The organism is Pseudoduganella sp. GW821-FHT12E03, from assembly GCF_058807115.1.
Window position 1 is genome coordinate 41,777 of sequence record NZ_JBXAQJ010000001.1, and the last position, 14,393, is coordinate 56,169.

Genomic DNA, 14,393 nt, shown 5'->3' on the forward strand with positions numbered 1-14,393 from the left:
CATTTTCGGACCTTCGGCAGGTTTATTTGTAGTTTTTAGAGCAAATAATATTGCTATTTATGAACATTATGGCAAACTGCTGGAATACGATACTTATAACAGGTATGGGGATAATGTCATGGCGACAGACACTGATAGCCAGGCCCAGCGGGTCGGCTTGTTCCTGAACCTCGCCAGCGAACGCCGCGGCGAGTTTCAAAGCGCTTGCGGCGAGCTTTTTAACCGCTTGCTGTTGGCTGAATCATTCGATGCGGCCCTGGTTGCGTTGGGCCGCCAGCCGGTCGATTTGCTGGTGATCGACCTCGACGGCTTCGAAGACCACGGCGACCTGGCGTCGGCTTCCGGCCTGGTGCGGGCCCGCATGGGCAAGCCGGTCCTGGTGTTGTGTCCCTATAACAAGACGTCGTGGCTGCCCGAATTGATGACGGCTGGTCCCCTGGCGTACCGCGTCAGCCCGATCCTGAGTACGGAAATGCAGCAAGCGGTCAGCTATGCGCTGACCGAGCCGCTCGATGCCGCCGCCGCCGCCCAGCAGCAATTGCTGGACAAGGAAAAGGAATTGCGCGATTTGCTGGCGGTGCAGCGCAATGTCCAGCGCGCGCTGACCGGCATGGACGAGCTGGCGCTGATGTCGAGCCAGATTTGCGTGGCCCTGTGCACTTTCCCTGGTGTGCGCCATGCGGCGCTGTTCCACATGAAAGAGCGCGGCAACCTGGTGCTGGAAGCGCAGGAATCGCGCAACCACCTGGATATGGCGCAATTGCTGGGCCGTACCGACCAGTTGCTGCAATTACCCGCCCATGAATCCTTCCCGCCGCTGCTGTCGGTCGGCACCGGCGAGCTCGTGCTGATGGATGCGCCGGAAAAAGCTGGCGACCCGATGCTGGCCATGGGCCTGCACGACCACGGCGTGCGCACCATGCTGGCGCTGCCGCTGCGCAGCGAAGCCGGCGGCCCGGTGCTGGGCGCGGTCAGCCTGATGTTCGACCGCCTGATCCACCCGTCGCGCGAACAATTCTCGTGCTTTGGCAGCCTGGCGCAATTCATCAGCTTTGGCCTGGCCATGAGCGAACTGAAGCATCAAAACGATGCGCTGGCCGGCCAGCTGACGCAAATCACCACCATCGATGCGTTGACGGGCGCGGTCAATCGCCGCCACGGCGAATCGCAGCTCGACAACGAAATCCGCCGCGCGCGCCGCTATGGCATTCCGCTGGGCGTCATTGCCTTCGATATCGACAACTTCCGCTCGGTCAACGACATTTACGGCTATCCGTGCGGCGACAAGGCGTTGCGCACCGTGGCCGCCACCGTGCAAGACCGGCTGCGCACCTCGGACACCCTGGTGCGCATGCGCGGCGAAGAATTCCTCATCATCGCCACCCACACGGCCGCCATCGATGCCTTGAAACTCGCGGAAAAGCTGCGCGAAACCATAGCCAACACGGAATTGCCCGGTTGCGACAATGTGACCATCAGCCTGGGCGTGGCGCAGGCGGGGCCGGAAGAGGGCGCCGCCACCTTGCTGGAACGCCTCGACGCGGCGCTGCACCGCGCCAAGCGGGCCGGGCGTAATTGCGTGGAATTGGCGATGGCGCAGTAAGCTTTCCGCTGATACCAGAGCCCACGTGTGCCGCGTTCGCGGCTGCGTGGGCTTTTTCATTGGTGATGGCGTTGTGGGGATGAAAATCCCTGTGATTTGACGTCGGATCAATGACATAATTGCAAGTAAGAAGGCTGACTGCAGCCAAGAGTTGCCAGCCAAACACGGCTTCCTGTCTCTCAACAGTTGACATTTAAATATTAAAATGAAAGCAATTATTACTGGCGGTAACCGGGGAATCGGGCTCGAAATCTCGAAAGTCCTCGTGAGTAAGGGATTTGAAGTGCATGTGATATCCCGTTCCGGCATCGCCGAGCCTCAGAAGGGAATGGTTTCGTGGACGGCTGATATTGCAGATTTCGAAAAGGTTCTACAGGTTGTCGACGAAATAGGCACGCCTGACGTGCTGATCAACAATGCCGGAATGATGAATGCCATGACGGCAAGTGACTACGGTTCCGACGAAATTCTCCACATACTCAACGTGAACCTGATTTCCACCGTACGGCTCAGCGTATGTTTGGCAGAACGGATGGCAGGTAACGGCGGAGGTCGTATCGTGAGTATGGGGTCGATTGCGGGCGAAATTGGTCACCCGGACATTTGGTACGGAATTTCAAAGGCGGGCCTCATGAATGCGATGCGCTCACTTGCGCGTACATATGGTGCAAGAGGCGTGATTGCCAACTCAGTTGCGCCGGGACCGGTCGAAACTGAAATGATGAAAAACATTCCACAAGAAAGAAAGACTCGCTTGATGGCGGCAACGATCAGTCAACGATTCTGCCTTGCTGAGGAGGTTGCAAGAACAGTCCGTTGGCTCGCAACGGACGCACCGGCGTTCATCAACGGGGACGTAATTGATATGAATAATGGCACAAATTACCGGTAACGTGCGTCGGCGGCTCTTATCGGCCAGGAGCTGCCTGCCGGAAGCAGTGTTTAAAAAAATTGAAACGAGATTTATTGATGTCCTTTGCAAGGCTGAGCCACGTCACGCTTCATCGTCCCGGAAGCGCGGTGAATGGAACCACTACAGTGCAGCGCGATTCCGCAGATTTCTTGGTGGATGGTGAGTCGCTATTAGCCCGTCTTGTCAAGATGAATGGCGGACATGGCGACTTCATGGGGTGTTTCGTGCACGGTTTTGCCGATGCTAAAGCACAAGCCTTAAGTGAACTCTTGCTCGAGAAATTTGAGCAGCGTCGAGTCGGCATATACATTTGTCCAGAATGCGGCGATATCGGATGCGGAAGATTTTCGGTTATGGTGGAGCGGCGAGCCGATGAGGTAATTTGGTCAGAATTCGCCTATGAAAATGGCTACGAAGAGCCCTGGATATTTGAAAAAATGGGGTCGTTCCGGTTCGAGTCTTCGCAGTATGAAAAGGCTGTTCGTCAGTCTGCAGAGATTTAAATGGATGTCTCTATTCGGCCCAAAGCAGCCCCTCAACTTAACTTGTTTTGAAAATGAAAACTTTGCATAATATTCTTTTACTGATGACTATAGGATTGTCTGCTTCGGGCGCTCCTGCTATGGCGCAGTCGTTCAACCATTTACTACCGATTACTCCCGTTACTAGGCCGGGACCAGGTGATCCAAACTGTGCAAAGCCAACCTATCCTAAAACGTCCATTCGAAATGAAGAGCAAGGTCGCGTTGTTGTCGCATATCTTATCGACGCAGAGGGTGCCATTTTGGACAGTAAGGTTGTTAAGTCATCTGGTTTTCGCGAGCTCGACAAGGAAGCTTTATATAGCATTGCTAAATGCCAGTTCAAACTTCCTGCCGATGCAACCGAGCCTCGTTGGATGCAGATGACCTACGTATGGTCGCTCCAGTAAGCTACGCGTCCTTTCGGCCAGTACCGGACGAACAAAAAATGAAAGCATTCATGGAAGCGATTTATTTGGCGATCACAAAGAAGGGGCTTGAAAAGGCGCTGGAAGTCTGCGCTGAGACTGGCGCGACTGTCTGGTGTGGTGCTGACACGATGTCAGAAGGCGAGTTCGATTCTCATACCGGCCCGGCCGTGTCACGGTTTAGCTATTCGATAGATGAAACTGACGACTTGGCTGGTGCAATCGAGACTGTCCGAGAACACCATCCTGAAGCTGTGATTTGGGTCGAAGCGGAATCTTGACCTTGTGCTTTCGGTCAAAAGCCGCCGCTCGGAATTTTACTCACATGATTAATCGCCTTACCTCGTTCACTGCCCTTATTGCACTTCATCTTACTTGTGCGGCGCTTCCGAAAGGTGCCCCGCCACCAACGCCAATGTCCTTTGGTGGCGATTATTGGAATTGTGTTCTTCCCGTTAAAATAGTCATGAGAGGCCCATCGATCGGCTATATGGCCACGGATTTGGCTTCAAAAGTAGTGAGTCAATTTAGGAAAGGCGCTAATGTTAGGGTGCTTCAAGTTCGTGATGTGGTTCTAGAGCCGGGCATTGCAGAAGTAACGCACGACGATTTCGAGCACAATGACATTGGCTTGTCCGTTGGAACTGAAGTGTATGCGTTGGCGGAATGGGAATTTCTGTATTTCCACGCGTGGGTAAATGGGCTTGAAATTGATGGCGGCCTACCGCTAGGCGATGATTCTTATTTCAAATTCATTGAAATTCCCAAAGTTGAACGCTGGGTTCTTCTTCAACATGAACTCCCGCCAAAGGCGAAGAGTTGGGTAAAGTATAGCGATGCCCTTCGGGATGACCGCGTAATACAGGGCTGTACGCGTATTCAGGATCACTGATTAGCATGGTCGAACGCAGTCAGGTAGCGGCCATTACCAGCCGTTCGAGTTCGGGCAGAAAGCAGGGCGTTCAAGCGAGCGTGAGTCCAGCGTTTGTTGTATATTACACAATTCCCGCCTACACTGAGCCGGCAACGAAGTCTCACGTACCTGACCGCCTTTCACGGATTCTATTTGCCGCCTAACTTGACGCAGAACAGATGGCTCAAGCATGGATGCGGCTTGCAGCCGATTCGCTTACCCAGGTTATGCAGACAAGCTGTCGGGATAGGTAGAAATTTTTTCACCCTAATTGAAATTAAATGACAAGCATTTTCTATATGGAGCGCAGATGCAGGATTTAAGCAATCTGCCGAAGGATGTACTCGTTAATGTGCCGGCCAATTTACCTGTTTCACAAGATGATGGGGCATGCAATCATCTAATGGAAATGCTGATGCCTTCTGTCGAACTGCCGTCAACATCAGGAAATACGGTTAATCTCGCCACTCAATACGGTTGGGTTGTTCTCTATTGCTACCCAATGACAGGACGTCCCGGCGTACCTATTCCTGATGGTTGGGCTGCCATCCCAGGAGCAGCCGGGTGCACTCCTCAATCCTGTTCTTTCCGTGACAACTATGAAGAGATGGAGTTACTCAAGGTAAAAGTATTCGGAATGAGCGCCCAAACTACGGCAGACCAGGTCGAAACGGTACAACGCCTGCATTTGCCATATCAGTTACTTAGCGATAATGCATTTTCATTTGCGGCGGCTTTGGGCTTGCCAACTTTTGAGGCTGGGGGTATGCGCTTATTGAAGCGTGTTACTTTGGTTGCTAAGGATGGAAAAATTGTGAAATGTTTCTATCCTGTCTTTCCACCTCACAGAAACGCAAGTGAAGTGCTTTCATGGTTACAAGTTCATGCTATTTAACTCGATATTCGACACCGACACCTTACGGTGCCGGTCAATTCAGCGTTGAGCGTCCGGTTCGGAGAAGAACGACTGACCGGTTTGGGGGGGCGGATTCAACCGGTCGAGGCAACACATTGCATGCGGATTTCCTGCCCCCGCGCGCCTGTCTGGTAAACCATCTGCCAACCATGTCTTTTCCTGTCTGTTTTTGCCTCCTTTTGTCTGTTTTTTGAAAAAGAAGACAAAAGAAGACAAAACCAGACAAGAAAAGACGGATATCCAGACTGTTTACCACACGGGCCGTGAGGGAACCCCAAGCCTTGCTCGCCGACGACGGGGCCGGCACTGGCGCGGCGGCATCACCGCCTGTTACACTTCCGCGCCATGCACTCCGATGCCAAATCACCCATCCCAGGCCTGCTTCACTGGCAGCACTTGCATTGCCGCGCCGGCAGCGGCGACGTGCCCGTGCACGTGCTGCGCTACGACCTGCAACAATACGTTCCCGGCGCCTTCGCGCAGGCCGGCGTCGCGTATCCGGCCGCGATGGACCGCTGCGTCCCGAAACGCCAGGCGGAATACCTGTTTGGCCGCGTTGCCGCCCGGCGTGCGCTGGCCGATCTCGGCTGGCCGGATGCCCAGGTTGGCACCGGTCCGCAGCGCGAACCGCTGTGGCCTGATGGGGGAGTGGGCGCCATTACCCACACCGATACCTTTGCCGCCGCCACGGCGCTCAGGGCAGGGCGGTTCAGGGGCATCGGCATCGACATCGAAGCCGCCCTGGCGCCGGAAGCCATGGCCAGCACCGAGCACTACGCGATGAATCCGCAGGAATTACAGGTGCTGCGCGCACAATCCGCACTCGCGTATCCGCTGGCGCTGGCGATCGCCTTTTCCGCCAAGGAAAGCATTTATAAAGCCCTGTTCCCCACCGTGGGCCGCTACTTCGGCTTCGAAGCCGTGCGCGTCGATGCGATCGATGTGATCGATGGCGGGCAGGGGATCTTGCAGTTCACGGTGATGGAAACCCTGTGCCCGGACTGGCGCGCCGGACACCGCGATCAAGCCAACTTCACCCCGCTGGACCCGCGCACGGTCTTGACCAGCTACGGCTGGTAGCCTCCCGCGAAATCCCCATCGGCAAAATGGAAATGTTAAATAATTGTTTACATTGGAAATGAGAATCAATATCATTCGCATTCCTTTAAAAACAACCAGATTCACATGTCCATCACGAGAACAATCCTGGCGACGAGTATTGCCGCCATGTGCAGCACGGCGCTGGCAGCGCCGTCCGGCCCAAGTGACGCCAGCGACGAGAAGGTCGTGATTGTCACGGCGTCGCTGCGCAACCATACGGCCGCCGCCGCACCCGCCTTCACTACCGTGATCACGGCGGAAGACATTGCCCGCGCGCCGGTCAACAGCATTGGCGACCTGCTGCGCGAAACCGTCGGCATCAATACCAGCAACGACGGGACCGGCCGCGACAGCATCCAGATCCGTGGCCTCGACAGCAAATACACGCTGATGCTGGTGAACGGCAAGCGCATTTCGTCGTCCGGCGCCTTGTGGCGTGGCGGCGATTTTGACTTTTCCTCCATTCCGCTCAGCAATATCAAACGCGTGGAAATCGTGCGCGGTCCGATGGCGGCGCTGTACGGTTCCGACGCCATTGGCGGCGTCATTAACATCATCACGAAACCCGCCACCCAGGCGTGGAGCGGCACGGTCACGGCCGACTACCGCGTGGTGGCCACCGGCGACGAAGGCACGTCGCGCCGCATCGGTGTCTCGGCGTCCGGCGCCGTCAGCGACGCGGTCAGCCTGGCCGTCAATGGCGATGTCCTGAGCCGCGACGCCTGGTACGCCACGTCCGCCTCGGACGCCACCCGCCCGGCACGTCTGGAAGCGAAGAAGGCGCAAAACCTCAGCGGCAGCGCCACCGTGCAACTGGCCGGCAACCAGTCGCTTGATATCGACCTGGCGTGGAACCACGACCACCGTCCGCGCGGCCTGTATTACTACGCGTTTTACCCGGCGTGGAATTTCGAAGCCAAGGACTTCCGCGAACAGGAAATCAACCGCCGCACCGGTGGCGTCACGCACCGCGGCGATTGGGGCGGCTTCACCACCACGGCCTTCATCACCAAGGAACTGGCCACCATCGACGACTTCAATAGCCGCTACGACAAGCCGCAAGACCGCGTGCTGAAGGAAGACAATACGTACGCGAAGTTCTACGGCAGCGGCAATGCCGGCATCCATACCATCACCGCCGGCGTCGATGTGCGCCGCCAGGTCATCAAGGATGCGCTGACCTATAAAACCTCGGGCCGCATCGGTATCGATTCCAAGGCGCTGTTCGCGGAAGATGAAATCGCACTGGCCGAGCGCCTGCACCTGACCCTGGGCGGCCGCTTCGACGATACCAGCACCTATGGCAGCCGCTTTACGCCGAAAAGCTATCTGGTCTGGCAAGACGGTAATGGCGTCACGGTCAAAGGCGGCGTCAGCAAAGCCTTCAAGGCGCCGGAAGCGTACCAGCTGAGCAAGGAGTACAGCATCGTCAGTTGCGGCGGCAGTTGCTACCTGTCGGGTAATCCTGACTTGAAACCGGAAACTTCCACTAACGTCGAACTGGGCTTTGAAGTGCACCGTCAAGGCTGGGATGTAACGGCGGCCGTGTTCCACAACGACGTCAAGGACTTGATCGTGGCGTATTACGACGCCGCGATTCCCGCCCGCCGCTGGATCAACGTGGCACAGGCGAAAACCAGCGGCATTGAGCTGCAGGGCGAAGTGGAGCTCGCGCAAGACTGGTCGGCCAGCGCCAACTTCACGCACTTGAACGCCGATTACACCGACGAAACCGGCAAGTCCGTCACGCCGGACAGCAAGCCGGAAAACATGGGCAAGGTCAGCCTGAACTGGAAAGCCACCGGCAACCTGACGGCCACCCTGTCCGCGCACTACACCGGCAAGCAGCTGTATGAAACCAGGGAATTGCCAGGCTATACCCGCGTCGATGCCGGCGTCGTGGCAAAAATCGACCGGCACTGGACCGTGCGCACCGGCGTGAAAAACCTGACCGGCGTCGACCTGGAAGAGAAGAACAAGTCGTTCGCCTATAACGAATTGGGCCGCAACTACTACGTCAGCGCGACCTACGGCTTCTGACGCCGGCCATACCAGCAATACCAGCGATACCAGTAACACCGGCAGCTTCTGCCCCCCGCCAGCCCTCCCGCCAGCAACACTCCCAAACCCACACCCGCCAGCCACCGCCAGCACCTACCTGAATCGAGAGGTAACGATGGCAACGACACTATTCATGTCGCCGCATCGCAGCGTCCGTGCGCATGGCGTCGCCGCGCGTATTGTGACGCCGGCGGCCAGCGGCCACCAGCTGCAGCACGAGATCGACCAGGCATTGCACCGCGCCCGCGCGGACGGCATTGCCAACCCGGTCGTGATTGGCGCACTGCCGTTCGACTCCACCCGGCCGTCGGCGCTGATCGTGCCGCAACAGGTGGAATTCTTTGACCGTGAAGCGCGCAACAGCGCCGGCCGCCCGATCGCCGCGATGCCGGCCATCCGCTCGGCGCACAGCGTGCCGGGCGAAGACCGCTTTAAACAAGGGGTACGCCAGGCCGTGGCCAATTTCGGCCTGAGCGATATCCGCAAAGCCGTGCTGTCGCGCGTACTGGACGTGGAGCTCGATGGCGAGCTCGATGCGGCCGGCATCTTCAACCGGCTGGCGGCGCAAAACCCGTCCGGCTACCAATTCCGCCTGCCGCTGGCGGACGGCTCGGAACTGGTCGGCGTCAGCCCGGAGCTACTGGTGCGCAAGGAGGGCGCGCGCCTGTATTCCAACCCTCTGGCCGGCTCCGCACGCCGCCAGCCAGACCCGCGGCAAGACCGCGCCACCGGCAATGCGCTACTGGCCTCCGGCAAGGATACCTATGAACACCGGCTGGTGACGGACGAGATCCGCCGCGTGCTGGCGCCGCTGTGCCGCGAACTCACGATACCCGCCGCGCCCTCGCTGCTGACCACCAGCGCGATGTGGCACCTGTCGACGCAAATCCACGGCGTACTGGCCGACCCCGCGCAAACCGCGCTGCAACTGGCCGCCTTGCTGCATCCGACACCGGCCGTATGCGGCTTCCCCACGCGCGGCGCGCGCAAGCTGATCGACCTGGTGGAACCGTTTGAACGGGGCCTGTTTGCCGGCGCGGTCGGCTGGTGCGATGCGGACGGCAATGGCGAATGGGCCGTCACCATCCGCTGCGGCCAGGTGCACGGCAACCGTATCCGCCTGTTCGCCGGCGCCGGCATCGTGGCGGAATCCTGCCCCGAAGCCGAGTGGGCGGAAACCCAGGCCAAGCTGCAAACCATGTTGCGCGCGCTGGATATGCAGGAGGCGGCATGAAGCGCATTCCATTCACGCCATGGCCGGACGCCGCCGCGCAGCGCTACCGCGAACTGGGCTACTGGACCGGCGCACCGTTGACCGCCATGCTGGCGCAACAGTGCGCGCGCAACCCGGACGCCACGGCGATCCTGTGCGGCGAGCGCGGCGTCACCTACCGCGAACTCGATGCGCAATCGTCAAGCCTGGCGCGGGCGCTGGCGCGGCGCGGCCTGGGGCAGGGCGATACGGCGCTGGTGCAACTGCCGAACGTGGCGGAATTTTATGTGGTCTTCTTTGGATTGCTGAAGGCCGGCGTGGCGCCCGTCAATGCGCTGTTCAGCCATCAGCGCCTGGAGTTGCAGTCCTATGCGCAGCAACTGCAACCGCGCCTGTTGATTGGCGCCAGCGCGCACGGCCTGTTCGGCGATGACGGGTTTATCCGCGAATTGCGGGCGGCGACGCCGCAACTGGAGCACGTGTTGCTGTTATCGGCTCCGGCCAATCCACCGCAGGGCGTGCAAGACCTGGCGCCGCTGCTGGCCGATATCCCGCACGACGGCCCCGCGCCGCACCCCACGCCGGCCTCCGAAGTCGCCTTTTTCCAGCTGTCCGGCGGCAGCACCGGCACGCCCAAGCTGATCCCGCGCACGCACGACGACTATTACTACAGCGTACGCCGCAGCGCGGAAATTTGCCGCCTGTCGCCCGCCACGCGCTACCTGTGCGCACTGCCGGCCGGCCACAATTTCCTGCTCAGTTCTCCCGGCGCGCTGGGCGTGTTCCATGCCGGCGGCGCGGTGGTGCTGGCGCCCTCGCCGGAACCGCTCAATTGCCTGCGCCTCATCGCGCGCCATGGCGTGACGATGGCGGCGCAGGTGCCGTCGGCCGTGGCGCTGTGGCTGCAGGCGGTGGACGCCAACCCGCCGCTGCGCCAGCAACTGGCGTCGCTGCGCCTGCTGCAGGTGGGGGGCGCCAGCTTTGCCGAGGCGCTGGCGCGGCGCGTGCCGCAAGTGCTGGGCTGCGCCTTGCAGCAAGTGTTCGGCATGGCCGAAGGCCTGGTCAATTACACCCGGCTGGACGACCCGCCGCACCTGGTCTATGCCACGCAAGGCAGTCCGATGTGCCTGCACGACGAAGTGCGCGTGCGCGACGCCGATGGCAACGACGTACCCGATGGCGCGACCGGCATGCTGGCCACGCGCGGTCCCTACACCTTCCGGGGCTACTACCAGGCGCCCGAACACAATGCGCGCGTGTTTGACGCGGACGGTTTTTATGCCACCGGCGACCTGGTGCAGCGCGGCGCGGACGGCTACCTGAAAGTGGTGGGGCGCGTGAAAGACCAGATCAACCGGGGCGGTGAAAAGATCGCTGCCGAGGAAGTGGAAAACCTGTTGCTCAAGCACCCCGGCGTGCTGCAGGCGGCGCTGGTGTCGGTGCCGCATCCGGCGCTCGGTGAAACCAGTTGCGCCTGCATTGTGCCGAAGCAGCCGGGCCTGCGCGCCGTGGATTTGCGCAAATACCTGCGCCAGCTCGGCATCGCCGAATACAAATTGCCGGACCGTTTCGACATGCTGGACAGCCTGCCGCTGACGGCGGTCGGCAAAACCGATAAACAGGCGCTGCGTGCGCTGAGAGGAAACCAACCATGACGATCCCCGCCATTGCCAACTACACCTTGCCCGCCGCGGCGCAATTGCCCGCCAACCGCGTGCGCTGGACGGTCGATCCACAGCGCGCCGTGCTGCTGGTGCACGACATGCAGGATTATTTCCTGCGCTATTACGGCGCCGACAGCCCGCTGCTGGCCACCGTGACCGCCAACATTGCGCGGCTGCGGCGCTGGGCCGATGCGCTGGGCGTACCGGTGGTGTACACGGCGCAGCCGACCGAGCAAAGCGCGGAAGACCGCGCGCTGCTCAACGACATGTGGGGCCCCGGCCTCACCACGGCCGACCCGGCATTGCAGCAAGTGACGGCCATGCTGGCGCCGGCGCCGCATGACACCGTGCTGACCAAATGGCGCTACAGCGCATTCCACCGCTCCGACCTGCACCAGCTGATGCGCGAATGGCGCCGCAGCCAGCTGGTCATCACGGGCGTGTATGCGCACATCGGCTGCATGACGACCGCGCTTGACGCCTTCATGCGCGACATCCAGCCGTTCATGGCGGCCGATGCGCTGGCCGATTTCTCGGAACGCGAACACCGCATGGCGCTCGACTATGTGGCGGGCCGCTGCGGCGTGGTGCTCGATACCGGCGCGGTGGTGGCGGCGGCGCGCCCGGCGCTGACGCGCGAATGGCTGCGCGAATCGCTGCTGCCCCGGCTCGAAGCGCACGACTTCCAGGACGACGACAACCTCACCGATTACGGGCTCGATTCGCTCGAAGTCATGAATGTGGTCGGGCAATGGGAGGCGGTGGGCGTGACCGTGGCGTTCGAGGAACTGGCCGCCGAACCGACCTTCGATGCGTGGTGGACGTTGCTGGCATCACGGCTGGCATCCCGATCGCTCCCGCAGCCGGACGGCGCGCAAGCCGGCCTGCTGGCCGCGTAAGGGGCGCGCGATGTTCCTCGGCGAGCAAAACAACCTGACCGATGCGCGGCCCGTGCGGCCGCCCGGACCGCCCGCCCTGCATTTCGAAGGGCGGCAAGTGTGGGTGACGGGCGCGGGGCGCGGCATCGGCTACCACGTGGCGATCGCGTTCCGCCAGCTTGGCGCGCGCGTGATCGGCATCGACCGGGCCTTCGATTCGGAACTGGGCACGCGCCACGGCAAGAAATACCCGTTCAAGACCGTGCGGCTCGATATCACGGACCGTGCGCAAGTGGCGCGGGAATGCGCGCAACTGTTGCTGGAAACACCGAGGATCGATGTGCTGGTCAACGCGGCCGGTGTGCTGCGGCTGGGAAAACTCGACACCATCAGCGCGGCCGACTGGCAAGCTTGCTTTGACGTCAATGTCGGCGGGGTGTTCAACCTGCTGGCCGAACTGGCGCCGCAATTCAAGCGGCAGCGCGCCGGCAGCATCGTCAACGTGGCGTCCAATGCGGCGCACGTGCCGCGCATGGATATGGTGGCGTATTGCGCGTCGAAATCCGCGCTGGTCAGCCTCAGCCACTGCGCCGCGCTGGAACTGGCGGAATTCGGGGTGCGCTGCAACCTGGTGTCGCCCGGTTCGACCGACACGCCGATGCTGCGCTCGATGCTTCCGGATGACGACGGCATGCGCCGCACCATTGCCGGCTTGCCGGGCCAATACAAGCTCGGCATCCCGCTGAAAAAGATCGCCACCGCGCGTGAAATCGCCAACACCGTGGTGTTCCTGGCCTCCGACCTGGCCAGCCACATCACGATGCAAGACCTGGTAGTCGATGGCGGCGCCACCCTGGCCGCATAAAAGCGCCGGAAGCCAGGAACCAGCCATCGCCCGCCAAGGCAAGCGGCCCGAAATGCGTAGGGCGGTTTCCGCCATGGCGGAAGCCGCCGCGCCAGCGTCGCCCGTACAGTAAAAGGAATGAAATGCAGTCAACCAGAACAACCCACGCAATAGCGGCCCTGGCCGCAGCCCTGCTGGCCGCCTGCGGCGCGGAGCGTCCGGCCGCCCCGCAAAACCAGCCAGCCGCGGCGCCAGCGCCACTGGCGGAAGTCGCCGTCGCCACCGCCATCGCCAGCGACGCCCCCATCCGCACCGAACTCCCCGGCCGCGTCGTCGCCCTGAAAATCGCGGAGGTGCGCCCGCAGGTGGCCGGCGTCATCGTGCGCCGCCACTTCGACGAAGGCGGCGATGTGCGCGCCGGCGATGTCCTGTACGACATCGATGCCGCCAGCTATGCGGCAAGGCGCGACCAGGCAGCCGCCGAACTGGCGCTGGAAAAAGCCGCGCTGGTCAACCTGCGCGTGATCGCGGAACGCTACCGCAAGCTGATCGACTCGAAAGTCGTGACGCAGCAAGACCACGACCTGGCGCAAGCCAATCATGAACAGGGGCTGGCCCGTGTGGCGTCGCGCGAAGCGGCGCTGCGGTCGGCGCAAATCGACCTGCAGCGCACGGAAATCCGCTCGCCGATTGCCGGCCGCGTGGGCCGCTCGGCCATTACCGAAGGCGCGCTGGTGGCGGCCGGCCAGCAGGAAGCGCTGGCGCGCGTGCAGCAGCTTGATCCCATCGTGGTCGATATCGCGCAATCGAGCCGGCAGGTGACGCAATTGCGCCGCCAGTTGCTGGCGGGCGGTGTCAGGCAGGGCAAGCGCGCCGTCACCCTGATCCTGGAAGATGGCAGCGCTTATCCGCACGCGGGCGAATTGAAATTCGCGGAGATGCAGGTCGATGCGAATACCGGCATGGTGGTGCTGCGCGCCCAATTCCCGAACCCGGACCGCTTGCTGGCGCCGGGCATGTACGTGAGGGCGCAGGTCGAGCAGGGCGTGCATGCCGGGGCGGTGCTGTTGCCGCAGCAGGCGGTGCGCCATGACGGCGGCGCGGCCAGCGCCCTGGTGGTGGACGCGCAAGGCGCGGTGGCGCGGCGTACGCTCGATGTCATCGGCATGGAGGGCGAGCACTGGGCCGTGCGCGATGGCGTGCGGGCCGGCGAACGGGTGGTGGTCGAAGGCGGCATGAAGGCGGCGCCGGGGGCGCGCGTGCGCGCCGTCGAATGGCAGGCTGGCAAGGGCGGGAGAAAATCCGCCGCGCCGGGCTTTGCCGCCGCGCAGGGATAAA

General features: G+C 61.2%; 14 protein-coding genes. All 14 read left to right on the forward strand.

Annotated elements, in window-relative coordinates; genetic code table 11:
- Window positions 1-118 precede the first annotated feature (118 nt).
- The 14 genes from AC1RRC_RS00170 to AC1RRC_RS00235 all read left to right on the forward strand — a co-directional run bounded on the left by AC1RRC_RS00170 (window position 119) and on the right by AC1RRC_RS00235 (window position 14,392).
- Window positions 119-1,603 (forward strand): GGDEF domain-containing protein, encoded by a 1,485-nt coding sequence (locus AC1RRC_RS00170; protein ID WP_493053213.1) that lies wholly within the window; start codon window positions 119-121, stop codon window positions 1,601-1,603.
- A gap of 205 nt (window positions 1,604-1,808) precedes the next feature.
- Entirely contained in the window at window positions 1,809-2,495 is a 687-nt protein-coding gene (locus tag AC1RRC_RS00175) for an SDR family NAD(P)-dependent oxidoreductase (RefSeq protein WP_493053214.1), read from the forward strand.
- Between the two features lie 77 nt (window positions 2,496-2,572).
- On the forward strand, window positions 2,573-3,019 hold the full coding sequence (locus tag AC1RRC_RS00180) for a hypothetical protein (protein ID WP_493053215.1): 447 nt from the start codon (window positions 2,573-2,575) through the stop codon (window positions 3,017-3,019).
- Between the two features lie 53 nt (window positions 3,020-3,072).
- Window positions 3,073-3,447 carry an energy transducer TonB gene (locus tag AC1RRC_RS00185; protein WP_493053216.1) on the forward strand — a complete coding sequence of 125 codons (375 nt, stop codon included), beginning with the start codon at window positions 3,073-3,075 and terminating at the stop codon, window positions 3,445-3,447.
- 38 nt (window positions 3,448-3,485) lie between these two features.
- On the forward strand, window positions 3,486-3,746 hold the full coding sequence (locus AC1RRC_RS00190; RefSeq protein ID WP_493053217.1) for a hypothetical protein: 261 nt from the start codon (window positions 3,486-3,488) through the stop codon (window positions 3,744-3,746).
- Window positions 3,747-3,790: 44 nt separating this feature from the next.
- Complete coding sequence (locus tag AC1RRC_RS00195; RefSeq protein WP_493053218.1) at window positions 3,791-4,357, forward strand: hypothetical protein; 567 nt, start codon at window positions 3,791-3,793, stop codon at window positions 4,355-4,357.
- A 331-nt stretch (window positions 4,358-4,688) separates the two neighbouring features.
- On the forward strand, window positions 4,689-5,273 hold the full coding sequence (locus AC1RRC_RS00200; RefSeq protein WP_493053219.1) for a peroxiredoxin: 585 nt from the start codon (window positions 4,689-4,691) through the stop codon (window positions 5,271-5,273).
- Between the two features lie 417 nt (window positions 5,274-5,690).
- Window positions 5,691-6,374, forward strand: coding sequence for a 4'-phosphopantetheinyl transferase family protein (locus AC1RRC_RS00205; protein ID WP_493053220.1), 684 nt, complete (start codon window positions 5,691-5,693; stop codon window positions 6,372-6,374).
- Window positions 6,375-6,479: 105 nt separating this feature from the next.
- The gene (locus tag AC1RRC_RS00210; protein ID WP_493053221.1) at window positions 6,480-8,435 is read left to right on the forward strand and encodes a TonB-dependent receptor domain-containing protein; all 1,956 of its coding nucleotides are present in this window, start codon (window positions 6,480-6,482) and stop codon (window positions 8,433-8,435) included.
- 136 nt (window positions 8,436-8,571) lie between these two features.
- Window positions 8,572-9,690, forward strand: coding sequence for an isochorismate synthase (locus tag AC1RRC_RS00215; RefSeq protein ID WP_493053222.1), 1,119 nt, complete (start codon window positions 8,572-8,574; stop codon window positions 9,688-9,690).
- Window positions 9,687-11,324 carry a (2,3-dihydroxybenzoyl)adenylate synthase gene (locus tag AC1RRC_RS00220; RefSeq protein WP_493053223.1) on the forward strand — a complete coding sequence of 546 codons (1,638 nt, stop codon included), beginning with the start codon at window positions 9,687-9,689 and terminating at the stop codon, window positions 11,322-11,324. The genes AC1RRC_RS00215 and AC1RRC_RS00220 overlap by 4 nt, the downstream gene beginning before the upstream one ends.
- On the forward strand, window positions 11,321-12,232 hold the full coding sequence (locus tag AC1RRC_RS00225) for an isochorismatase family protein (RefSeq protein WP_493053224.1): 912 nt from the start codon (window positions 11,321-11,323) through the stop codon (window positions 12,230-12,232). Before AC1RRC_RS00220 ends, AC1RRC_RS00225 begins: the two co-directional genes overlap by 4 nt.
- Window positions 12,233-12,242: 10 nt before the next feature.
- A complete protein-coding gene (gene dhbA, locus AC1RRC_RS00230) occupies window positions 12,243-13,076 on the forward strand; it encodes a 2,3-dihydro-2,3-dihydroxybenzoate dehydrogenase (protein ID WP_493053225.1) in 834 nt (277 codons plus the stop codon).
- Window positions 13,077-13,198: 122 nt separating this feature from the next.
- Entirely contained in the window at window positions 13,199-14,392 is a 1,194-nt protein-coding gene (locus AC1RRC_RS00235; protein WP_493053226.1) for an efflux RND transporter periplasmic adaptor subunit, read from the forward strand.
- Window position 14,393: the final 1 nt, after the last annotated feature.

What these genes read in the sequence shown, in the direction of transcription:
- AC1RRC_RS00170 (WP_493053213.1), top strand. Translation starts at nt 119, where the DNA reads ATGGCGACAGACACTGATAGCCAGGCCCAGCGGGTCGGCTTGTTCCTG.
- AC1RRC_RS00175 (WP_493053214.1), top strand. Translation starts at nt 1,809, where the DNA reads ATGAAAGCAATTATTACTGGCGGTAACCGGGGAATCGGGCTCGAAATC.
- AC1RRC_RS00180 (WP_493053215.1), top strand. Translation starts at nt 2,573, where the DNA reads ATGTCCTTTGCAAGGCTGAGCCACGTCACGCTTCATCGTCCCGGAAGC.
- AC1RRC_RS00185 (WP_493053216.1), top strand. Translation starts at nt 3,073, where the DNA reads ATGAAAACTTTGCATAATATTCTTTTACTGATGACTATAGGATTGTCT.
- AC1RRC_RS00190 (WP_493053217.1), top strand. Translation starts at nt 3,486, where the DNA reads ATGAAAGCATTCATGGAAGCGATTTATTTGGCGATCACAAAGAAGGGG.
- AC1RRC_RS00195 (WP_493053218.1), top strand. Translation starts at nt 3,791, where the DNA reads ATGATTAATCGCCTTACCTCGTTCACTGCCCTTATTGCACTTCATCTT.
- AC1RRC_RS00200 (WP_493053219.1), top strand. Translation starts at nt 4,689, where the DNA reads ATGCAGGATTTAAGCAATCTGCCGAAGGATGTACTCGTTAATGTGCCG.
- AC1RRC_RS00210 (WP_493053221.1), top strand. Translation starts at nt 6,480, where the DNA reads ATGTCCATCACGAGAACAATCCTGGCGACGAGTATTGCCGCCATGTGC.
- AC1RRC_RS00215 (WP_493053222.1), top strand. Translation starts at nt 8,572, where the DNA reads ATGGCAACGACACTATTCATGTCGCCGCATCGCAGCGTCCGTGCGCAT.
- AC1RRC_RS00220 (WP_493053223.1), top strand. Translation starts at nt 9,687, where the DNA reads ATGAAGCGCATTCCATTCACGCCATGGCCGGACGCCGCCGCGCAGCGC.
- AC1RRC_RS00225 (WP_493053224.1), top strand. Translation starts at nt 11,321, where the DNA reads ATGACGATCCCCGCCATTGCCAACTACACCTTGCCCGCCGCGGCGCAA.
- dhbA (WP_493053225.1), top strand. Translation starts at nt 12,243, where the DNA reads ATGTTCCTCGGCGAGCAAAACAACCTGACCGATGCGCGGCCCGTGCGG.
- AC1RRC_RS00235 (WP_493053226.1), top strand. Translation starts at nt 13,199, where the DNA reads ATGCAGTCAACCAGAACAACCCACGCAATAGCGGCCCTGGCCGCAGCC.